At 32.2% G+C, this 20,653-nt stretch carries 24 protein-coding genes; 14 read left to right on the top strand and 10 right to left on the bottom strand.

Translation table 11 applies throughout. The features are described from left to right. The first annotated feature begins 7 nt into the window (after positions 1 to 7). Positions 8 to 766, top strand: coding sequence for a twin-arginine translocase subunit TatC (tatC, locus tag HA141_RS02595; protein WP_002807537.1), 759 nt, complete (start codon positions 8 to 10; stop codon positions 764 to 766). Here tatC and HA141_RS02590 read toward each other — a convergent pair. Then, complete coding sequence (locus HA141_RS02590; protein WP_209116624.1) at positions 735 to 1,052, bottom strand: DUF3067 family protein; 318 nt, start codon at positions 1,050 to 1,052, stop codon at positions 735 to 737. The genes tatC and HA141_RS02590 overlap by 32 nt on opposite strands. 123 nt (positions 1,053 to 1,175) lie before the next feature. Between HA141_RS02590 and petC the strand changes: the two genes are divergently transcribed. From petC to HA141_RS02565, 5 genes are read left to right on the top strand one after another with little or no spacing between them, the layout of a single operon-like run. After that, positions 1,176 to 1,712, top strand: coding sequence for a cytochrome b6-f complex iron-sulfur subunit (gene petC / locus HA141_RS02585; RefSeq protein WP_209116621.1), 537 nt, complete (start codon positions 1,176 to 1,178; stop codon positions 1,710 to 1,712). 4 nt (positions 1,713 to 1,716) lie between these two features. After that, entirely contained in the window at positions 1,717 to 2,670 is a 954-nt protein-coding gene (gene petA / locus HA141_RS02580) for a cytochrome f (RefSeq protein ID WP_209116618.1), read from the top strand. A 10-nt stretch (positions 2,671 to 2,680) separates the two neighbouring features. Then, positions 2,681 to 3,574 (top strand): prolipoprotein diacylglyceryl transferase, encoded by an 894-nt coding sequence (gene lgt, locus HA141_RS02575; RefSeq protein ID WP_209116616.1) that lies wholly within the window; start codon positions 2,681 to 2,683, stop codon positions 3,572 to 3,574. Continuing rightward, positions 3,567 to 4,322 carry a precorrin-4 C(11)-methyltransferase gene (gene cobM / locus HA141_RS02570; RefSeq protein ID WP_209116614.1) on the top strand — a complete coding sequence of 252 codons (756 nt, stop codon included), beginning with the start codon at positions 3,567 to 3,569 and terminating at the stop codon, positions 4,320 to 4,322. The genes lgt and cobM overlap by 8 nt, the downstream gene beginning before the upstream one ends. A 55-nt stretch (positions 4,323 to 4,377) precedes the next feature. Then, positions 4,378 to 4,872, top strand: a complete 495-nt coding sequence (locus HA141_RS02565; RefSeq protein WP_209116612.1) for a helix-turn-helix domain-containing protein — start codon at positions 4,378 to 4,380, stop codon at positions 4,870 to 4,872. Here the strand turns inward: HA141_RS02565 and HA141_RS02560 are convergent. After that, on the bottom strand, positions 4,865 to 6,460 hold the full coding sequence (locus tag HA141_RS02560) for a Ppx/GppA phosphatase family protein (protein WP_209116611.1): 1,596 nt from the start codon (positions 6,458 to 6,460) through the stop codon (positions 4,865 to 4,867). The genes HA141_RS02565 and HA141_RS02560 overlap by 8 nt on opposite strands. Positions 6,461 to 6,564: 104 nt before the next feature. Here HA141_RS02560 and HA141_RS02555 point away from each other — a divergent pair, with 104 nt between their 5' ends. Next, positions 6,565 to 7,473 carry a 4-hydroxybenzoate polyprenyltransferase gene (locus tag HA141_RS02555; RefSeq protein WP_373921800.1) on the top strand — a complete coding sequence of 303 codons (909 nt, stop codon included), beginning with the start codon at positions 6,565 to 6,567 and terminating at the stop codon, positions 7,471 to 7,473. Positions 7,474 to 7,482: 9 nt separating this feature from the next. Beyond that, positions 7,483 to 8,352, top strand: a complete 870-nt coding sequence (locus HA141_RS02550) for a S66 peptidase family protein (protein ID WP_209116610.1) — start codon at positions 7,483 to 7,485, stop codon at positions 8,350 to 8,352. Here HA141_RS02550 and ispD read toward each other — a convergent pair whose 3' ends face one another. After that, the gene (ispD, locus tag HA141_RS02545; RefSeq protein WP_209116609.1) at positions 8,353 to 9,024 is read right to left on the bottom strand and encodes a 2-C-methyl-D-erythritol 4-phosphate cytidylyltransferase; all 672 of its coding nucleotides are present in this window, start codon (positions 9,022 to 9,024) and stop codon (positions 8,353 to 8,355) included. It abuts the gene before it with no gap. 92 nt (positions 9,025 to 9,116) lie between these two features. On the opposite strand from ispD, the gene fabG reads away from it, so the two are divergent. After that, complete coding sequence (fabG, locus tag HA141_RS02540; RefSeq protein WP_209116608.1) at positions 9,117 to 9,866, top strand: 3-oxoacyl-[acyl-carrier-protein] reductase; 750 nt, start codon at positions 9,117 to 9,119, stop codon at positions 9,864 to 9,866. Here the strand turns inward: fabG and HA141_RS02535 are convergent, their stop codons facing one another. Beyond that, complete coding sequence (locus HA141_RS02535) at positions 9,867 to 10,046, bottom strand: hypothetical protein (protein ID WP_011862475.1); 180 nt, start codon at positions 10,044 to 10,046, stop codon at positions 9,867 to 9,869. 131 nt (positions 10,047 to 10,177) lie between these two features. On the opposite strand from HA141_RS02535, the gene groL reads away from it, so the two are divergent. Then, entirely contained in the window at positions 10,178 to 11,923 is a 1,746-nt protein-coding gene (groL, locus tag HA141_RS02530) for a chaperonin GroEL (protein ID WP_209116607.1), read from the top strand. 4 nt (positions 11,924 to 11,927) lie between these two features. Here groL and HA141_RS02525 read toward each other — a convergent pair whose 3' ends face one another. From HA141_RS02525 to HA141_RS02505, 5 genes are read right to left on the bottom strand one after another with little or no spacing between them, the layout of a single operon-like run. Then, on the bottom strand, positions 11,928 to 12,314 hold the full coding sequence (locus tag HA141_RS02525; protein WP_209116606.1) for a hypothetical protein: 387 nt from the start codon (positions 12,312 to 12,314) through the stop codon (positions 11,928 to 11,930). Between the two features lie 8 nt (positions 12,315 to 12,322). Continuing rightward, a complete protein-coding gene (locus tag HA141_RS02520; protein ID WP_209116605.1) occupies positions 12,323 to 13,147 on the bottom strand; it encodes an ABC transporter permease in 825 nt (274 codons plus the stop codon). A gap of 47 nt (positions 13,148 to 13,194) precedes the next feature. Next, entirely contained in the window at positions 13,195 to 14,211 is a 1,017-nt protein-coding gene (locus HA141_RS02515; protein WP_209116604.1) for an ABC transporter ATP-binding protein, read from the bottom strand. Positions 14,212 to 14,250: 39 nt separating this feature from the next. Then, entirely contained in the window at positions 14,251 to 15,252 is a 1,002-nt protein-coding gene (locus HA141_RS02510; protein WP_209116603.1) for a heme o synthase, read from the bottom strand. Further along, complete coding sequence (locus HA141_RS02505; RefSeq protein WP_209116601.1) at positions 15,249 to 16,175, bottom strand: COX15/CtaA family protein; 927 nt, start codon at positions 16,173 to 16,175, stop codon at positions 15,249 to 15,251. Before HA141_RS02505 ends, HA141_RS02510 begins: the two co-directional genes overlap by 4 nt. 262 nt (positions 16,176 to 16,437) lie before the next feature. Between HA141_RS02505 and coxB the strand changes: the two genes are divergently transcribed. From coxB to HA141_RS02485, 4 genes are all read left to right on the top strand, one after another. Further along, the gene (gene coxB / locus HA141_RS02500; protein WP_209116599.1) at positions 16,438 to 17,241 is read left to right on the top strand and encodes a cytochrome c oxidase subunit II; all 804 of its coding nucleotides are present in this window, start codon (positions 16,438 to 16,440) and stop codon (positions 17,239 to 17,241) included. Then, a complete protein-coding gene (gene ctaD, locus HA141_RS02495; protein ID WP_209116597.1) occupies positions 17,238 to 18,863 on the top strand; it encodes a cytochrome c oxidase subunit I in 1,626 nt (541 codons plus the stop codon). Before coxB ends, ctaD begins: the two co-directional genes overlap by 4 nt. A 6-nt stretch (positions 18,864 to 18,869) precedes the next feature. Continuing rightward, positions 18,870 to 19,472, top strand: a complete 603-nt coding sequence (locus tag HA141_RS02490; RefSeq protein ID WP_209116595.1) for a cytochrome c oxidase subunit 3 — start codon at positions 18,870 to 18,872, stop codon at positions 19,470 to 19,472. 95 nt (positions 19,473 to 19,567) lie between these two features. Further along, positions 19,568 to 19,924, top strand: a complete 357-nt coding sequence (locus tag HA141_RS02485; protein WP_209116593.1) for an AbrB family transcriptional regulator — start codon at positions 19,568 to 19,570, stop codon at positions 19,922 to 19,924. Positions 19,925 to 19,932: 8 nt separating this feature from the next. On the opposite strand, the gene HA141_RS02480 is transcribed toward HA141_RS02485, so the two are convergent. Beyond that, positions 19,933 to 20,586, bottom strand: a complete 654-nt coding sequence (locus tag HA141_RS02480) for a riboflavin synthase (RefSeq protein WP_209116590.1) — start codon at positions 20,584 to 20,586, stop codon at positions 19,933 to 19,935. Positions 20,587 to 20,653: the final 67 nt, after the last annotated feature.

Here is a 20,653-nt window from a genome sequence, read left to right as displayed (position 1 = left end):
AATAATAATGAGAGGTACAGGTCAAAGTGAAAATAAATTATCAGATTCAATGACTTTTAGTGATCATTTAGAGGAGCTTCGTCAAAGGATATTAAACTCAATTTACTCAATACTTATTTCAATATTCTTTAGTTTTCTTATCATAAAGCCATTAATATCTTTTTTAGAAATCCCAGCTGGTGATATTCATTTACTACAACTTGCTCCGGGAGAGTTCTTATTTGTCGCTATTAAAGTTGCAGGTTACAGCGGATTAATAGTTTCTATGCCTTATATTTTTTATCAAATAATATTATTTATTTCTCCTGGTTTAACAAAACAAGAAAAAAGTCTTATCTTGCCCGCAGTTTTTGGTTCAGGTCTTCTGTTTTTTTTAGGATTAATTTTTTCCTGGTGGATATTAGTCCCTGCAGCAATAAATTTCTTCATTAGTTTTGGTGCTGATATTGTTGAACCAACTTGGTCTATAGAAAGATATTTTGATTTTGTTCTCTTATTGATGTCTAGCACTGCAATAGCTTTTCAATTGCCAGTATTACAATTTATTCTTGGTTCACTTGGAATAATTACAACAGAAAAAATGATTTCGAATTGGAAGATTGTTGTAATTTCCTCTGCAATATTATCTGCAGTGATTACCCCTTCAACAGACCCATTGACTATGTCATTGCTATCTATATCAATTGTGTTTTTGTTTTTTGTTGGTACTGGATTAACTTACTTATCAGAAAATCTTAAGTCAAAAACTCTTTCATCTTCTCATTAAGATTTAATTGCAAGCTGACAGCTCTACCTAACCTTGGCTTAGCATTAACTTTCTTTAGCCATTCCCTTACTTCTTCTGAATATCCACATCTATTTAAAATCTCGATTTTATCAGCTATCGATTTTTTATATTCATCTTCACTTAAAGGGAATGATTCCTGTCCAAGAAATCCCCACATCATTTGAAAATACAAAAATTTCCCTCTTTTAAAGAGTCTAAAATCATATTTTTTCCCCCAACGATGAATCAAATAATGTATTACTTCATCTACTAGCAATGGGTTCATTTAAATCAATTAATTAAGACTTCCTAAACTTTTACTTTAAATTATTAAAAGTCCTATCTATTTGCAACAGAAATTGAACAATTTGATTCATAATAACTAATAAATAACAGAACCAAGTAACGAATGACTCAATTAAGTTCCAATGATGTCCCTTCAATGGGTCGAAGGCAATTTATGAATCTTCTTACATTTGGTACTGCAACTGGTGTAGCGTTAGGAGCCCTTTACCCTGTAGCGAATTACTTCATGCCTTTAAGAGCAGGTGGTGGTGGTGGTGGAACTTCTGCTAAAGATGAATTAGGGAATCCAATAACTAAGACAGGTTGGTTAGCTACCCATCAAGAAGGTGATAGAAGTCTAGTGCAGGGTCTAAAGGGAGATCCAACTTATTTAATAGTTAATGAGGGTGGGGAAATAGGAGAATTTGGTTTAAATGCAATTTGCACTCATTTAGGTTGCGTTGTCCCATGGGATAGTGGTGCTAATAAATTCATATGTCCTTGTCATGGCAGTCAGTACGATACTAATGGGAAGGTAGTAAGAGGCCCTGCTCCTTTATCTTTAGCCCTAACGCATGTCGATGTTGAAGATGATGCTGTACTAATCAAGCAATGGTCAGAAACTGACTTTAGAACTAATGAAAATCCATGGTGGGCATAAAAAAATGAAAGATCTTAAAAATCAAATCATGAAAAAAACAAGTTTATTTATCTGTACTCTGCTTTTCATTTCGAGCATTGTATTTTATCCAAATATTACTTTTGCTTATCCATTTTGGGCTCAGCAAAACTATGAATCCCCAAGAGAAGCCACAGGAAAGATAGTCTGTGCAAATTGTCATCTAGCTCAGATGCCTACAATTGCAGAGGTTCCACAATCTGTTGGAGCAGATAGTGTTTTCAAGGCTGTAGTCAAAATACCCTACAAAAATGATTTAAAAGAGATCGGTGCTGATGGTTCTGAAGTACCATTACAAGTTGGTGCTGTTGTAATGCTGCCAGATGGCTTTAAACTTGCTCCACAAGAAAGATGGACTGAAGAAATCAAAGAGGAGACAGAAGGGGTTTATTTCACTAATTACAGTGAAGAGAAAGATAATATCATCATTGTAGGACCTTTACCAGGCGATACTAATAAAGAAATAGTTTTTCCTGTACTTTCCCCTGATCCATCCACTAATAAAGAATATCACTATGGAAAATACTCGTTACATATCGGAGGCAATAGAGGTAGAGGTCAGGTATACCCAACTGGAGACAAAAGCAATAATGTAGTTTTCACTTCTTCCACCTCAGGAACTATAAATTCAATAGAAACAATTGAAGATGGTAGCTATAAGGTCACTATAGAAAATGATAATGGTGAGATAACTACTGAAGCAGTGCCTGTTGGTCCTCAACTTATCGTAAAAGCACAAGACAAAATTAATGCAGGTGACCCTCTTACTAATGATCCCAACGTTGGCGGCTTTGGACAATTAGATGCTGAGGTTGTACTTCAGAGCCCTTATAGAGTTATTGGATTGATTGCATTCTTCATTGGTGTAGGCCTAACACAAATACTTTTAGTATTAAAGAAAAAACAAGTAGAAAAAGTGCAAGCAGCAGAGGGTATCTAACTTTCTTTAAATGCTTCTACTTCAAGCTTTTATACAATCTCCAGGAGAAACTTTTTTAAATTTAGGATTTATAACTATTAGATGGTATGGACTGCTTATTTCGGTTTCAGTTTTAATTGGCCTATTCGTCTCTAAAAAACTAGCAAAGGCAAGAAATATTAACCCAGAGTACATTAGTGAAATACTTCCATCATTAATAATCTCTTCAATAATTGGAGCTAGAGCTTATTACGTAATTTTTGAGTGGAGGCAATATAGCGGAGAGAACTTTTTTACTTCTTTTGAACTATTCAATAATATTATTCAAATACCTTCTTTTCTTGCAGTTTGGGAAGGAGGCATAGCAATCCATGGAGGTCTAATTGGAGGATTAATATCTATTATTTATTTCTGTAAGTCGAAAAAAATTAATTTAAAAACTTTTATAGATATACTAATACCCTCGATTATTCTTGGACAATCAATAGGAAGGTGGGGAAATTTTTTCAATAATGAAGCCTTTGGAGTTCCTACAAATTTGCCTTGGAAATTATTTATACCTATCCAAAATAGGCCTTTAGAATTTCTTAATTATGAATTTTTTCATCCTACATTTCTCTATGAGTCATTGTGGAATCTTTTAATTTTCATCGTCCTTATTATTACCTTTAATAAACAAAATAAGACAGATTTTTTTAGGCCTGGCTTTATTAGCTGTCTTTATTTAATAAGTTATAGCTTTGGAAGATTCTGGATTGAAGGTTTAAGAACTGACCCACTATGCATTGGTGGACTTCCGCCTTTCTGTGATGGCGGTATTAAAGTGGCTCAATTTATAAGTATTTTTCTATTTTCTTCTGGATTAATTGGAATATTTTTTTTAAGATTGAGAACATATAGTGGAAAAAATAGAAAGAATGGATAAAAAAATATCCTTTATTGGTGTTGGTCCAGGCGATCCAGAATTATTAACTTTAAAAGCATTAAAAAAGATAAAAATTGCAGATGTCATTATCTGGACTGATTCCCTAATTCCTGAAAAGATTTTAGATTTTTCTAAAGAAGATTCTGAAAAAATAAAAACAAGTTCGCTCAACTTAGAGCAAATCACTTCAATTATGATAGAAAAATTTCAGGCAGGTAAAACTGTTGTAAGATTGCATGATGGAGACCCTTGCCTTTTTGGAGCAATTAGGGAGCAAATCGAAATTTTAAAAAACGAAAAAATTGAAATCGAGGTTGTTCCTGGAGTAAGTGCTTTTCAAGTTGCTGCAGCACATCATGAAGTTGAGTTAACCATCCCTGACGTAACGCAAACAATAATTTTAACTAGAGCAGGAGGGAGAACAGGGATGCCCGAAAAAGAGTCTCTGAGAGAACTTGCGAAACACAATTCCTCTATATGTCTTTATCTAAGTGCTAGGCATGTGAAAAGGTCTCAAGAAACTCTACTAGAGTTTTACCCTCCAGAGACTAAAGTGATTGTTGGATTTAGAGTTTCTTGGGATGATGGTTGGACATCATTGATAGAATTAAAAGATATGGAAAATTTTTCTATTGAGAAAAAACTTATTAGAACAACCATTTACATAATTAGCCCAGCAATTAGTAATTCTCAAAAAAGATCTAATCTTTATAATCCATCCTATAGGCATCTCTTTAGGAATAAATAATCTTAAAGTTGATAGAAAAATATTAATTACTATAATTAGTAAAAATTTATAAGTTTTGAAAGAAATAAAATCTAATCCAGAAGAAAATACCAAAAGAGAACAATCCTCTTTAAAGAGAATTGGAAATTTTATTAAAGAGGCAAGGTTAAGTAGAGAGCAATCTATTGAAGAATTGGCTTCTGATTTAAAAATTGGATCTCATCAACTTAAAGCTATTGAAGACGGTAATGAAGAAGAACTACCTGAAAAAGTATTTGTCAAAGCAATGGTTCGCAGAATTTCACAGAAGCTGAAACTTGATACAGAATTTATAATGAATGAATTAAAGACCGAAAGGCAAGAGATAAAAATTGACGAAATAGTTGAAGAAGTTGCTAAAAAAACTAATAAAACAAGACAATCTAAGGATCTAAGTCCAGTAGGGTTTTTTATATTCATTTTAATTTCAGGCCTTTTCGGACTAATCGCCTCGTCCTTAATTTTCAATTTATTTTCAGACTCTTCTCAGAATCAAACTCCAAAACAAGAACTTATTAAAAAAACTAAATAACTTTTAAATCCAAATTCTTTAGTTCTTTTATTACATTACGACATAATCCTAAGTTCCATTTTTCAAGAAGAAGATCATGGTTCCTATTTAAAGGTAAAAGTTCAAATGAAAGAGTATTTCCCTGCAATTTTATTTGAATTGAGGAGATCACTTTGTCAGGTCTTTGATCAAGAGATGCTGCTAGTCTCAAAATCAATGACATTTCAAGAACTAATGTTTTATCTTCTTTGGATATTAAATTTTGCCAAGACTCATGTCTTTTCTTGGGTAGAGTCTTTCTATGGTATCTAGCAATTGAAGCAATAATATTTGTTTCTGCTTCAGAATACCCCAACAACTCACAATTTTTTATTAAGTACCAAGAGTGTTTGTGATATGAACCAATATTCACGTATTTTCCACAATTATAAAGATTAGAAGCTGCCCAAAGAAATTCTTTGGCTTTTGGGTCATTATCGCTATGAAAGATATTTTTAGTCTGATCGTAGATTTGAAAGGCAATATCGATAACTTTCTCAGCTCTTGTACTATCTACGCCAAACTTTCTGGCCTGATGAACTATGGTTGTTTTTCTAATATTGCCTTGAATATTTAACTCGTTTTTTATTATCCCTTTACGAAGCATCCAATCAACAACTAAACCCTCTCTAAGAGCCCTCTCACTTATTGTTAATTCATTAAAATTCAACATCTCCATTGCTGTGTTTAATATCAATGCTCCTGGAACAATTATTTCTGCTCTTCTCTCACTTAATGAAGGTATTTTCTTGATTTCCGAAACTGGCAATTTAATTAGTTTTTCCAATACATTTTGTAAATTTTCCCTTTTAAATTTATAACCATGCAACTTTTGTTTAGATTCTCCCAAATCATCTGCAATCAAATTTCCTAATGAGGTTGCAGTGCCACTGGTTGCAATCATAGATAAAATCTTATCTCCCTTAGATCTACTTTTTATTTTTCGAACAGATGGTTCTAAAGATCCTCTAATAAAAGTTGTTAGAAAACTCGATCTTTCTGAATTTATAGATTCTTTATTTAAGAAATCATTTTTAAGTCTTACCGCACCAATTCTGGCACTGGTAAGAGCTATAGCATCTTTTTTATCAGCAAGTATTAATTCTGTAGATCCTCCTCCAATATCAATGATTACAAAAGACTGATCTTCAAAAGCCATACCAGAAAGGACACCAAGGTAAATTAATCTGGCTTCCTCAGAACCACTTATCATTTCTATTTGAATATCAGTTTCATCAAAAACTCTTCTAATAAAATCTTGACCGTTTGGAGCTTCCCTAACTGCACTTGTTGCTGCTGTTACTATTTGTTTTACTTCATTACTTTTACAATATTCCTTAAATCGCTTAAGAGTAACTAATGCTCTCTGGATTGATTCTTCAGTAAGATTACCCTCCTCATCTTTTTCTCCTAGACGAGTGGTTGATTTATCAGTGAATTTTATTGAAAATGATTTTAATTCTAGATTAATTTCTGCTACCAAGAGATGTGTAGAGTTAGTTCCAATATCTATAGAAGCTACTAAAATTTGCTTTTCTTGAAAATATCTTAAATCTTGTTTCTGTATCATTTCTTTTTATAGGATGCAGATATCTTGAATCCATTAATAAATATACCCAAGATTGATTATTAAATAATAGAAATCATTTAATCCTGGTAAAATTATTTAAAGTTATGAAATATACAATAAGTCATATGCATAATAAAAATCGACAAATTAAATTAAGAACTTTTTTTGAATTATTAAGGTGGAATAAGCCCACTGGAAGAATGATCTTACTTATTCCTGCTGGATGGAGTTTATATTTAACCCCAGACTCTGATCCATCATTTTTAATGTTGCTAAGAATAATACTGGGAGGACTACTAGTAAGTGGATTAGGCTGCGTGGTTAATGATATTTGGGACAAAAAAATTGATCAAAGAGTTGTTAGGACAAAAAATAGACCTCTAGCTGCAAATAAAATCGGTCTTAAAACAGCTTATTCAATTCTTTTCTTTTTAATTTTATGTAGCTTCTTTTTAACATTGTCACTACCTCAGCATGGGAGAATCCTTACTATTTCACTTGCTTCTTTAGCTCTACCAATTATTTTAATTTATCCTTCTGCCAAAAGATGGTTTAAATATCCTCAATTAATCTTATCCATATGCTGGGGTTTTGCTGTCTTGATTCCGTGGGCTGCAAATGAAGGTAATTTAAATAGTATTGTTTTATTATTTTGCTGGCTAGCTACCATTTTTTGGACTTTTGGCTTTGACACGATTTATGCTTTAGCAGATAAAAAATATGATGTCCAAATTGGAATAAATAGCTCCGCTGTTAACCTTCAGAACAATACAAGAATAACTATTCAAATTTGTTATTTTTTAACTTCTTGTTTTCTGGCATTATGCGGATTTATTAATCAAATGAATTTTATTTTTTGGCCAATTTGGCTAACAGCGTCAATCTTAATGCAGAGAGATATACTAAAAGTATTTCCTGAGGAAAAGCAATCAATAAAAAATATTGGAAATCACTTCAAAAATCAATCAATTTATGGAGGAGTCCTTTTATTAGGAATTTTTATTGCCTCATAAATTCTAAATATGGTTTTTAGATTAAAAAAAGGAGATCTAATAGATATTTTAGCTCCAGGCTCATTTATTGATGAAGACGAAAATTTTCAAAAAGGCATAGAAATCTTAAAAAACTGGGGCTTGGAAATTAATGAAAATAATTCCCTATCAAAAAAATTTGGTTATTTTGCAGGTAATGATCTAACTAGATTTGAAGAACTGGAAAAAGCACAAAATAGTAAGCTAATCATTTATGCAAAAGGAGGCTGGGGTTCAGCAAGACTTTTAGAAAAAGAACCTTCTTGGCAGCATGGTTTAATGCTTGGATTCTCAGATACATGTTCTTTATTACTATCTAAATATTCTCAAGGATTTAAAGGTTCTATTCATGGCCCAATGGTTACTAGTCTTTTCAAAGAGCCAGAGTGGAGTCTTGAGAGATTAAGAAATTTACTTTTTGAGGGATATGTTGAGGACATAAGAGGAATTTCTTTAAGAGCTGGAAAAGCTAAAGGAGAAATCATCGTTTCTAACTTAACTATTGCTACTTTTTTAGTTGGTACTAATCACTTTCCAGATTGCAAAGGGAAAATAATAGTTTTTGAAGATATTAATGAAGATATTTATAAAATTGACCGTATGTTGACTTACCTCAGAATGACTAAAACACTTTCTGAAATTGCTGGTATTGGATTCGGAAGTTTTTCTAATGATTCCTATGACCTTGAATGGAAAGATTTACTAAAAAACTGCATTATTGAAAGACTCCAAGAATTTGATTTTCCAATTCTTTTTGACCTCCCGATAGGCCACATATCGGGAAATGCTTGCATTCCTCTAGGATACGAAGCCACATTAAATGGTGATGATGGCATTCTTAGTATCCATAAACCTTTTTAACTAGGGGTTCTTCACAAAAAGTTTTGCTATTTTCAAATCTATAGGGGATGTAATTTTTATATTTGAATAAGTTCCTTCAATAATCTTTACTTTCCAATTAAGCATTTCGAATAAAGAGGCATCATCTGTGACTTTCCAGTTTTTATCAATTGCCATCTTATGAGCTTTTTTTAAGCTATCTACTAAAAAGCCCTGAGGAGTTTGCGCTGCCCATAAATAATTTCTATCTGGTGTTTCTTTAATAAAACCTTCATTATCAACAATCTTTATAGTGTCAGTTACCTTAGTAGCCAAAATTACAGCTTCATTTTCATCTAATTGCTTGGCACAAAGGTCTATCAATTCAGGATTAATTAGACATCTAGCACCATCATGTATTAAAACTTTTTCAGCATCTTTTGGTAACGCTTTTAAACCATTAAAAACTGACTGTTGTCTGGTGTCACCACCATTAATCCAATGAACTTTATGGGCAAAATCCTTTGCTGAATTTAATAATAAATTTTTATCTTTCTGTTGCCCAATTATTCCAACCCAATTTGTTGAGCTTGCAGAAAATACAGATTTAAGTGTCCAATAAATCAAAGACTCTCCCTCTAAATCAATAAGTAATTTATTTTTTCCAGCTTTCATTCTGCTACCGTTCCCTGCAGCTGGTATTAAAAAGTGCACAATAGAAGGTCTTAATATTTCCTAGACAATTATAAATAAAAGCAATATCTTTACACAAATAGTACTACGATTGAAAATTATAAAATTTTATAATGTCCAATACAGATTCATTATCAGGCAAAGTTGCTTTAATCACTGGAGCTAGCAGAGGAATTGGTAAAGAAATTGCTTTAGAACTAAGCCGATTAGGAGCAGAAGTTTTTATTAATTACTCTTCTTCTGATGAAAAAGCTGAAGAAGTTGTAAATTTAATAAAAAATTTAGGAGGTAATGCTCATAAATTAAAATTTGATGTTTCAAAAGAGGATTCTGTCAGTTCAGCTTTTGAAGAAATAATCAAAATTAATGGCACTATTGATATCCTCATTAACAATGCTGGAATTACTAGAGATGGACTATTGATGAGAATGAAATCGGAACAATGGGATGATGTACTGAATACAAACTTAAAAGGAGTTTTTCTTTGTACAAAATATGCTTCTAAATTTATGATGAAAAAAAGAAGTGGTAGCATCGTAAATATTTCATCTGTTGTTGGAATAATTGGTAATCCTGGCCAAGCAAATTATTCTGCAGCCAAAGCTGGAGTTATTGGATTTACCAAAACTTGCGCTAAAGAATTTGCCTCAAGAGGTATAAACGTTAATGCAATAGCTCCAGGTTTTATAGAAACAGAGATGACTGAAAAACTTAATACTGAAGAAATTCTAAAAGTTATTCCTTTAGGGAAATTAGGAAGTTGTGCTCAAATTGCAAACTTAGTGTCATTCTTAGTTTCAAGTGATGCAGGAAGTTACATTACAGGGCAAACAATCAGTATAGACGGGGGTATGAGTATTTAGTTATGTACTTTCATAAGGCTGACCTAATTCATCTCTCAACCTTCTAATTTTTTGTAAAAGTTTTAGTCTTCGACTTCTAGCAGTTAATGTTAAGAAAAATCTTAAAGGAAAGTAAATCAATGTCATAGCAATCGCAAGGATTGCGGTAAGAGTAAAAATAAGATTATTTGTTTCTTCCATAACTTAAAGATACTCTTATTTCTTTTAATTTGTATGTCTAATTAAAAGAAATTCGGCTTTCCCCACTTAATTAAATATCCCTTAAAAATGATTCTATGGGAGATTAGAATAAGATTAAAGATCGAGTAAACATGGCTAAACAGTTAAGTTTTTCTAATGAATCAAGAGAAGCCCTAGAAAAAGGTGTGAATTTCGTAGCTAATGCGGTAAAGGTTACTATTGGGCCAAAAGCAAAAAACGTAGTAATAGAGAGAAAATTTGGTTCACCAGATATAGTTAAAGATGGATCCACAGTTGCTAAAGAGATTGAGATTGAGAACCCTATTTCTAATTTGGGTGCGAAATTAATAGAACAAGTTGCATCCAAGACAAAAGAGAGTGCAGGAGATGGAACAACAACAGCAACCATTTTGACTCAGAAGATGGTTCAAGAGGGGTTAAAAAATATTGCTTCTGGTGCCAGTCCTATGGAGTTAAAAAAAGGTATGGAGGTAGGCTTGGCTTTTGTTCTAGAAAAATTAAGTTCCAAAAGTATTTCATTAAGCGGTTCTGATATCAAAAAAGTTGCAACAGTTAGTGCTGGAGGTGATGAAGAAATTGGTTCTATAATTTCGAAGGCAATGGATATTGTTACTTCTGATGGTGTAATAACTGTTGAGGAATCTCAATCACTAGATACAGAATTAGATATAACTGAAGGAATGTCTTTTGATAGAGGTTATAGTTCTCCATATTTCGTAACAGACCAAGAAAGACAAGTTTGTGAACTTGAAAACCCTAAAATATTAATAACTGATCAAAAAATTTCAACATTAGTTGATCTGGTTCCAATACTTGAAGAAATTCAGAAATCAGGCTCACCTTTTCTAATTCTTGCTGAAGATATCGAAGGAGAGGCTTTAACTACATTGGTTTTGAATAAGAATAGTGGAGTGTTAAACGTAGCTTCCGTAAGAGCTCCGTTATTTGGCGAGAGAAGAAAAGCTGCCCTTGAAGATATTGCTATTCTTACTGGAGCTAAGTTAATTAGTGAAGATAAATCTATGACACTTGATAAAGTATCGATTAATGATTTAGGCAAAGCAAAAAAAATAACAATCACGAAGGACAAAACTACAATTGTTGCCTTCGAAGACACTAAAGATTTGGTTAAAGCGCGAGTAGAAAAATTAAAGAGAGAAGTTGATATAACAGACTCAGAGTATGATCAGGACAAAATCAATGAAAGGATAGCAAAACTAGCTGGAGGAGTAGCACTTATCAAAGTTGGAGCTGCAACAGAAACTGAGATGAAGTACAAAAAGTTTAGAATCGAAGATTCCCTTAATGCTACGAAAGCTGCTATCGAAGAAGGTGTAGTTTCTGGAGGTGGACAAACTTTAATTGAAATATCAGATGATCTTTTAAATTTAATTCAAACATCTTCTGATGATTTAAGAACAGGGATAAATATATTAAAAGAAGCCCTTTTGGAACCTACTAAACAAATAGCAAAAAATGCTGGTTTTAATGGTGATGTAGTTGTCGCTGAAATTAAAAGACTTAACAAAGGTTTCAATGCTATTTCAGGAAAATATGAGGATTTAAAAGATTCAGGAATATTAGATCCAACTAAAGTAATAAGATTAGCTCTTCAAGATTCAGTATCTATTGCAGCTATGCTCCTCACAACAGAAGTTGCAATGGCTGACATTCCAGAGCCTGAAACCACAGCCCCAGGAGGACCAGGAGGAGATCCAATGGGAGGTATGGGTATGCCAGGTATGGGAGGCATGGGAGGTATGGGTATGCCAGGTATGGGAGGTATGGGTATGCCAGGTATGGGAGGTATGGGTATGCCAGGTATGGGAGGCATGGGTATGCCAGGTATGATGTAAAAAGCTAACTAGCTTTCTTATCTTTATTAATCCATTTTCTTAAATTTTTGATATTAGGTAGTGGTAATTTTGGGTTTTCAATATATTGATTTTTTTGATTAGAATATTGTTTAGTAGTAAGTACTTCATTATTGTTAGAAATTTTTAAATAATTTGATTCACAATTTATTTCTTCCAACTTTTCTAAAGTTTTAAAAGATTCAATCCTAATTTGTTCTTGATTTTTTTCTTCATGATTTTCCTTTTCTACTGGACTATGGATTAATAAATCATCTAAAGAATCAATACCAAATCTATGGACCCACTTAAGAACAACATTTTCTTTAAGCAAAAAGTTATTTTCTGAAGAGGCTTTTTTAAATACTTCTATTAGATGATTTTTTAAAAGCATAAATTTAATTAATTTAACTTCTTATTTAACAGAGGCCTTATGATAATCAAGGAAAAAACTGTTAAAGAAAATAAAATTGATATACAACTCTTACAAGTTAAATCACCATATGGGGCATGTAAAGCCACTAATTCTAAATTAATAGTTTGTGTATAAGCAGTCCTAATAGGTTCAATTGCAAAAGTTAATGGATTTAATGAAGCTAACCACCTAAGCCAATTTGGCATGAAAGAGATTGGAGCTAAAGCAGTGCTTGCAAAAAGAAGAGGTAAGTTTATTACAAAGATAAGAGCGATTAATTCAATATGTCCCGGCAAAACAAACGCTAAACATAAACTTATTGATGTCACAAAAAGAACTAATAGAATTAGTGTTGTAAACACAATTCCTAAACCATATAAGTTGGGCCATCCATAACCCAAAATGTATGAAACAAGCATTATTACAATACTCTGCAAAAAACTCAGGATTGTTATGTAAAAAAAAGAAGATAAAACTATAGATAATCTACTGGTTAAAGGAGCCACAAGTAATCTATTAAGAAATCCAAACTCTCTATCAAACATTAAAGGAAGACCAGAATTTAGGGCTCCGCTAAAAGCAGTAAAAACAATAAGTCCTGCTCCTAAAAAATTTCCATAAGAATCAACTCCCGGTAAAAAACCTTGAGGCGCTTTAGAGAATAATGCCCCAAATAAAAAAAGCCAAATTATGGGTTGTAATATTCCAGCTAAAAGAGTTGATGGTCTTCTTTTTAGTTGGATAAATAATCTCTTTGTTAAGGCAAATGTTTCTTGATATAAAAAAAATAAATTATACTGTTGTAATTCCATAATTAGCAGTAATTAATTTTCATTATAGTTAGTTACCCAAAAGTTTTTTATCTCATTGATTTCTTTGATTCTTTTTTAAGATCTCTTTTACCTGCCATAGAAATTTCGGCATCCAATAATGTTTTCCCAGTTGCCTGAAGATATACATCATCCAAGCTTGGCTGACTTTGGGTAAGAGAAAAAATTTCAAACTTTGAGAAGGCTAGTTCCACTTTGAGCTTCGTAAGTAAATCTTTTCCCTTATCTGCTACAAAATTAATCGAGAAACCTTGAGCTTCATTTATGATAATCTGACTAATTCCATCTATTGAAGATAAAATTTGACATATATTTTTTGCTTCTTCCTGATTACTAAATTCCCTTACTTTTAAAGTTATTCTATCTCCTCCTAATTTATTTTTAAGTTCTGCAGGAGCCCCTTGTGCTATAACTCTTCCATCATCAATTATCACTAATCTGTCTGCCAATTTATCTATTTCATCAAGATAGTGACTGCTCAAAATAATAGTCATTCCATTATTTCTCAAGTCTTTCAAAAGTTGCCATATAATATTCCTACTTTCAATATCTAAACCAACTGTAGGTTCATCCAATATTAATACTTCGGGTAAATGTAAAAGTCCAGCTGCCAGATCTATTCTTCTTTTCATTCCCCCTGAATAAGTTCCGCACTTACGATCAATCCAATCATTCATTTCTAATTGATCTATTAATTCCTTTATCCTTTTAAATTTTTTGCTTTTGTTGATGTGATATAAATCTGATTGAAAATCCAAAAGCTCTCGTCCAGTTAATATTTTATCAAGTGCAATGTCCTGGGCAACATAACCAATTAATTCTCTAATTTTCCTTGAATTTTTTATCAGATTAATATTTTTAATAAAAACTTCTCCACTATCAGGCTCTATTAAAGTAGCGAGTATTTTTATTAGTGTTGATTTGCCAGCACCATTTGGACCTAGTATTCCGAATAATGTGCCAGCTTCTATTTCCATCGATAAATTTTTTAATGCCTTGATATCTGAATAAGATTTTGAGAGTCCTTTAACTTTTATATAATTCATCAAACTTACTATTTACTTAAAAAACATTTTACAGCTAATTTAATTACTAAGCATGGATACTATAGAGAAAAATATTTGCATTGATTGCTGCTCAAATTCTACGGATAGTTGGGTTCTTGAAATTAATAACAAAAGACAAATACCAAACATATAGAGAATTGACCACCTAAAAAGAGACTTTGCTCTTGAAAGATCATCAGGAGATTTCTTTAATTCGTTTATTAATTGCAAAAGTCTTCCATTAAATGGCAGTAACATAATTCCATATAAGAGCCCCCCTTCAGGCAAAGCAAAAACTCCCATAATACTCATTAACACTGTTGCACATCCGTAACGAGAAATCGCTTTAGCAGTAAAAACAGACCCTTTAACAGAAGGGAGCATAGGAATACCAACAGATGCGTAATCATCCTTCAATAAAATTGCAAGTGCCCAAAAATGAGCTGGAGTCCATAACATTACTAAACCAAACAACCACCAACCACTAAGACCTACATGCCCTGTAGCAGCAGATGCTCCAACTAAAGGTGGTATTGCCCCAGCAACTCCTCCGAAAACAATATTTTTTGTTGTACGAGGTTTCAAAATAACTGTATATAAAATTACGTAGCTAAATAAACCAAGTAGAGTTAATCCTGCAGCCAAATAATTTACACCACTTACTAAAAGCATCGAAGCTGCCAAAGTACATGATACGGCAGCTAGAAATACAGTCTCAGATGATAACTTTCCTGCTGGCAAGGCTCTTTTGCTAGTTCTTGTCATCCTCTTATCTAATTCCATTTCCCACAAGCAATTAAGAGCTCCTGCTGCTGCTGCTGCCAAAGCTCCGCCTCCTAAAGTACAGATAAGTTTCGGTGATGACAAAGGCCATTCTTCTGTTAAAGCCATTCCTCCCAAAGTTGTTGCAAGTAAAAGCGGGATTAATCTTGGTTTTGCCACTTCAAGCCAAGGCGGTAAAGTTAATCTTTTTCTTGAAGGTACAACTTCATCCCTAATTGAAGATTTATAGTTTAAGTTTTCTAAGTTACTACTGTTCATGAATTTATACCAACCATTTGGGAATTTAGGGAGTGGTTTAGGCCTTTTTTTGTAAGAGGATTTCTAAAAATTAATGTTGTTAATATCGCAATAAATAAAGAGGCGTTAAGTTGATGACCGATAATAAAAATAGGTTCATTCAAATTTGTTTTAAGACTTAAAACACCCAAAGCAATTTGGGAAAACAAGAGAAAAATAAGTGCTGAGAGATATTTCCAATTTTCAGTAAGCAAACTTCTCTTATAAATTGCAGTAGCAATAATCAATAGAATTGAAATAGCAATTGGAAAAGCAAATAATTTATGAGTATTTAGAATTAGGCATTGTTGATTAAAAGATAAGCAAATGTGTGCTGACCAAGTTGATGAAAGCCTTACTCCAATAAAAGATTGAATCAGAGTAAGTAAGAGAGGAACAAACAATAATAATCTCCACCAAATTAATTGCTCTTCTATTTCGTCATTTTCTAAATTTTGATTTATTGAAATTGTTGTGATGAGAAGTAGAAAAGCTATTAAAAGATGGCCAGTTACAGTATATGAATCAAGTAGGTTTATTACTGTTAAAGCTCCAAAAGATCCTTGGACAATAACGAGAAAAAGAAGTAATGAATAAGTTTTAGGTAACCAATTAGGAATTTCATTTTTCCAAATAATTGAAAGGGCAAATTTAAAAAGAATTAATATTCCAACCAGAAAAGCATCTAGACGATGAAACCACTCTAGAAATACTCTTAGGTTCATATGATTAAAAGGCAAAAAAGATCCATAACATAATGGCCAATCTGGACAGGCAAGTCCCGCGTCCATGACTCTTGTAGCACCTCCAATTACGATTAGTGCGATAAGTGCAAGTACACTATGACTTCCCAACCTTTTAAAAATAGTCAGATATTTTGATTTATATAATTGGTTATTAATCAAATGGATAAAACCTATTATTTTGCATAATAAATTAGATTCAAAAACCAAACATTAATTAAAAATTAATATGTTTAATTTAAAAAAAATTTACTAATTTAATCTTTTATCCCTGACAATTAACCCTAAAAAGTTATTAATAATACGCCTTTTATTTCATAAATCTTAAGAAGTTGTGAATTTAAATGTTTTTCTTTTAACAAAGTATGCAGGATTAAAAAAATTGAATATCTTGAGGATATAAGTACAAATTTTTAGAGATCAATTGTTCAATAAAAACATTTATTTAATACTTATTATTTCACTCGTTTTTTCTATATCTTTTTGGATTGGTTTTAATGTAAATTTGCTCCCAGCGGAAGCAAGTATTAATGCACCAATTTACGATGAGCTTTTTAAAATTCTTTTCATCATTGGATTAATAATTTTTATAGGTATGACAATAGCAGTTATTTATAGCTTATTTAAGTTTAGGAAAAGAAATAATCAGATAGGAGATGGTATAGCTTTAGAGGGAAATTTAAGCTTAGAAATTGTATGGACAATTATCCCTTCAATAATTGTTTTATTAATAGGTTTATATAGCTACAACATCTACGACCGAATGGGAGGGATGAAAGAACTAAATCATAACCATGAAATGATGAGTTCTAACACTGAAAAAATATGGGCTGGAATAAGTCAAACTTCTGACAATGCAATAGCAACAAATAATTTATCAATTGAAGTTTCTGCTATGCAATTTGCATTTCTATTCAATTATCCGAAGGGCAATTTCATATCAGGAGAACTACACGTTCCTGTTGATCAAAAAGTATCAATGAAAATGGAGTCCAAAGATGTTATTCATGCTTTTTGGGTACCAGAGTTCAGAATTAAACAGGATATTATTCCTGGACAACCGACTATTCTAAATTTCACTCCTACAAAAGTAGGAAAATATCCGATAATTTGCGCAGAATTATGTGGCCCATATCATGGAGGTATGAGAGCCTCAATAATTGTTGAAGAAGAATCTGATTACAAAGAATGGTTTAACAAAAATAAAAAACCTGAGGTAAATTTATGACAATATCAATTGATCCACAAAAAACTAATAATGAAAGTCTTCAACCTAAAGGCTGGCTTAGATACTTTAGTTTTAGCCTTGATCATAAAGTAATTGGAATACAATACCTTGTATGCGGTTTTCTTTTTTATTTAATAGGAGGAACCTTAGCGAGTGCTATAAGAATTGAACTAGCCAGTCCAATGTCGGATTTTATGCCAAGAGATGTTTATAACCAAGTTTTAACTTTACACGGAACAATAATGATATTCCTTTGGATAGTGCCTGTAGTTAATGGTGCTTTTGGAAATTATTTAATTCCATTTTATGTAGGTGCCAGAGATATGGCATTTCCAAGATTAAATGCCGTAGCTTTTTGGTTAATTCCTCCTTCAGGTTTGATGCTAGTAGCAAGCTATTTTGTTGAGGGTGCTGCTCAAGCTGGATGGACCGCTTATCCACCTTTGAGCATAACGACTCCTCAATCAGGACAAATAATTTGGATTCTGAGTGTTTTATTACTCGGAGGCAGTTCTATCTTTGGTGGGATAAACTTTATAGCCACCATTATCAAATTAAGAAGGCCAGGATTAAAACTAATGCAATTGCCAATGTATTGTTGGGCAATGCTTGGGACAAGTCTATTAGTTGTTTTATCAACTCCTGTTTTGGCAGGGACCTTAATTCTACTTAGCTTCGATATCATTGCGAATACAGGTTTTTTTAATCCTGTTTTAGGTGGCAATGTCGTGGTTTATCAGCATTTATTTTGGTTTTATTCTCATCCAGCAGTTTACATTATGGTCCTTCCTGCCTTCGGTTTAGTTAGTGAAATACTTCCTGTACATGCTAGAAAACCACTTTTTGGATATACAACAATGGTTTTTTCAATAATGGGGATAGTAGTTTTAGGTTTAGTTGTTTGGGCGCATCACATGTTTACTAGTGGAACGCCTCCTTGGATGAGATTGTTTTTTACTATCGCTACAGCATTTATTGCTGTTCCAACTGGTATAAAATTTTTCAATTGGGTTGCAACATTATGGGGAGGCAAAATTTCCATCAATAGTGCAATGTTATTCTCTTGTGGATTTATTATAAATTTTGTTTTTGGAGGTATTACAGGAGTTGCTTTGGCACAAGTACCTTTCGATATTCACGTACATGATACTTATTTCGTTGTAGCACATTTTCATTACATAGTTTATGGGGGTACTGTTTTTATCATTTTCTCTTCGATATATCATTGGTTCCCCAAAGTAACTGGGAAAATGCTTAATGAAAAATTAGGAATTTTACACTTTATCATTACCTTTATTGGATTTAACTTGTGCTTTGCTCCTCAACATTGGCTCGGTCTAAATGGAATGCCGAGAAGAGTTGCAGAATATGATCCTCAATTCCAGTTCGTTAATCAAATTAGTAGTCTTGGGGCTCTCTTGATGGCTATAAGTACAATTCCTTTTTTGATTAATGTTTTCCTTTGTGTGAGAAATGGAAAAGAAGCTGGAGATAATCCTTGGAATGCTCTTACACCTGAATGGTTAACTTCTTCCCCTCCTCCAGTTGAAAATTGGGAAGGAGAAGCTCCATTAGTTGAAGAACCTTATGGTTATGGTAAAAAATTTTCTGCGCAAAAATAAAAAAATATGACAACTCTAGATAGCTCAAAAGAAATTCAAAAAAATAATTCTGAAGTTCACGAAACACATGAAGACTTCAGAATGTTTGGTCTTATAACTTTCCTAATCGCAGATGGAATGACTTTTGCTGGATTCTTTGCTGCTTATTTAACTTATAAAGCAGTAAATCCCTTACCTGATGGTGCTATTTATGAATTAGAACTACCAATTCCTACACTTAATACAATTTTATTACTTGTTAGTAGTGCAACTTTCCATAAAGCAGGTAAAGCACTTTTAAAAGATAAAAACTCTGATTCTCAAAAATGGTTGTTTTTTACTGCTTTTCTTGGAATTATATTTTTAATATGTCAATTATTTGAATATTTTCATTTACCTTTTGGATTAACCGATAATTTATTTGCAAGTACTTTTTATGCTCTTACTGGTTTTCATGGATTACATGTCACTTTAGGCACTTTAATGATTTTAATTATTACTTGGCAATCGAGGATAAATGGTGGAAGAATCACTAGTCAAAATATGTTCCCATTAGAAGCTGTTGAATTGTACTGGCATTTTGTAGATGGAATATGGGTCATTTTATTTATTATTTTGTATCTTTTATAAAAAAAGATTTAAAAAATTAAATATATTTTTTATTAATTTATATTGCCACAGTTCTCTTTTTTAGTAAGAATATATAGTTAGAAATTTGTTAGATAATGCTAGAGGGAAAAGAACTTCTTGAGAAAGCAAAATTATTAAGTAAACAATCTGAAGATGAGATAGCCAAAGGCTGTGGTTACGTTGGTCCAAGTGGTAGAGTCTTAAGAAAAAATTTTTACAGGGCTCTTATCGAAGCTAAGGGTTACAAAATAGGGAATGGTCGTCAGGGAAAAAATAGTAATAGAACTTCAAGAGGCAGGCAGACAGAATTCAAGACTAAGGTTCACGGTAATGGCAACCTACTAATAGGTCATGCCTACACGAAAAAATTAGGTCTTGAACCAGGTCAAGAATTTAAAATTGATCTAAAAAAAGAATCAAAGATAATTAATCTAATTCCATTAAATAAATAACAACATATTTACCAACCATTTTCTCTGAGCCATTCGGAAGAGATATTATTTTTAGAAAATTCTTCTCTATTATTACTATTAAACAAAAGTAATTTCTCTACATATTTTATTAATGAATCTGCCTCAAGATTAACTTTATCGCCGATATTTAATTTATTCAGGTTTGTATTGTGCCAAGTATGAGGAATTATCGCAATAGTAAATATTTCTCCTTCCTTCTCATATTTTGTAATTGTAAGACTTATACCATTTACACAAATGCTGCCTTTATTAACTATGTATTTTGAAAAATGATTATTTTTCCACTTTATTGATATGAGCCAAGATTTCTCTAATTTTTCTATATTTTCAACTATTCCAAGGCCATCAATATGTCCACTAACTATATGTCCTCCTAGACGATCAGATATCCTTAAAGCAGGCTCCAAATTAACGATCTGATTCAGGTTGGACTTTAATCCTAAAGTTGTTTTTTTTAATGTTTCCTCACTAACGTCTACAGTAAATTTATTTTGAAAAATCTCTTTAACTGTCAAACAAATTCCATCAACAGCTATGCTGTCACCAATTGCCATATCAAAAAAATTGTTTAGAATCTCTATTTCTAAAAAATTTTTTTCCTGTTTTAGCTTTCCAATTGATTGGATTATTCCTGTGAACATAGATTTAAAAAAAATATTTTTACAAAATTTTGTATTTACTCTATTTTACTTTAAATCATTTTCAATT

This window comes from Prochlorococcus marinus XMU1402, assembly GCF_017696205.1.
Taxonomy (GTDB): Bacteria; Cyanobacteriota; Cyanobacteriia; order PCC-6307; family Cyanobiaceae; genus Prochlorococcus_A; species Prochlorococcus_A marinus_AC.
This window is presented reverse-complemented; position numbering and strand designations above follow the sequence as displayed.

Coding starts and splice junctions, on each gene's coding strand:
- tatC (WP_002807537.1), top strand. CDS start 8: ATGAGAGGTACAGGTCAAAGTGAAAATAAATTATCAGATTCAATGACT.
- HA141_RS02590 (WP_209116624.1), bottom strand. CDS start 1,052: ATGAACCCATTGCTAGTAGATGAAGTAATACATTATTTGATTCATCGT.
- petC (WP_209116621.1), top strand. CDS start 1,176: ATGACTCAATTAAGTTCCAATGATGTCCCTTCAATGGGTCGAAGGCAA.
- petA (WP_209116618.1), top strand. CDS start 1,717: ATGAAAGATCTTAAAAATCAAATCATGAAAAAAACAAGTTTATTTATC.
- lgt (WP_209116616.1), top strand. CDS start 2,681: ATGCTTCTACTTCAAGCTTTTATACAATCTCCAGGAGAAACTTTTTTA.
- cobM (WP_209116614.1), top strand. CDS start 3,567: ATGGATAAAAAAATATCCTTTATTGGTGTTGGTCCAGGCGATCCAGAA.
- HA141_RS02560 (WP_209116611.1), bottom strand. CDS start 6,460: ATGATACAGAAACAAGATTTAAGATATTTTCAAGAAAAGCAAATTTTA.
- HA141_RS02555 (WP_373921800.1), top strand. CDS start 6,565: ATGAAATATACAATAAGTCATATGCATAATAAAAATCGACAAATTAAA.
- HA141_RS02550 (WP_209116610.1), top strand. CDS start 7,483: ATGGTTTTTAGATTAAAAAAAGGAGATCTAATAGATATTTTAGCTCCA.
- fabG (WP_209116608.1), top strand. CDS start 9,117: ATGTCCAATACAGATTCATTATCAGGCAAAGTTGCTTTAATCACTGGA.
- HA141_RS02535 (WP_011862475.1), bottom strand. CDS start 10,046: ATGGAAGAAACAAATAATCTTATTTTTACTCTTACCGCAATCCTTGCG.
- groL (WP_209116607.1), top strand. CDS start 10,178: ATGGCTAAACAGTTAAGTTTTTCTAATGAATCAAGAGAAGCCCTAGAA.
- HA141_RS02525 (WP_209116606.1), bottom strand. CDS start 12,314: ATGCTTTTAAAAAATCATCTAATAGAAGTATTTAAAAAAGCCTCTTCA.
- HA141_RS02520 (WP_209116605.1), bottom strand. CDS start 13,147: ATGGAATTACAACAGTATAATTTATTTTTTTTATATCAAGAAACATTT.
- HA141_RS02515 (WP_209116604.1), bottom strand. CDS start 14,211: ATGAATTATATAAAAGTTAAAGGACTCTCAAAATCTTATTCAGATATC.
- HA141_RS02510 (WP_209116603.1), bottom strand. CDS start 15,252: ATGAACAGTAGTAACTTAGAAAACTTAAACTATAAATCTTCAATTAGG.
- ctaD (WP_209116597.1), top strand. CDS start 17,238: ATGACAATATCAATTGATCCACAAAAAACTAATAATGAAAGTCTTCAA.
- HA141_RS02490 (WP_209116595.1), top strand. CDS start 18,870: ATGACAACTCTAGATAGCTCAAAAGAAATTCAAAAAAATAATTCTGAA.
- HA141_RS02485 (WP_209116593.1), top strand. CDS start 19,568: ATGCTAGAGGGAAAAGAACTTCTTGAGAAAGCAAAATTATTAAGTAAA.
- HA141_RS02480 (WP_209116590.1), bottom strand. CDS start 20,586: ATGTTCACAGGAATAATCCAATCAATTGGAAAGCTAAAACAGGAAAAA.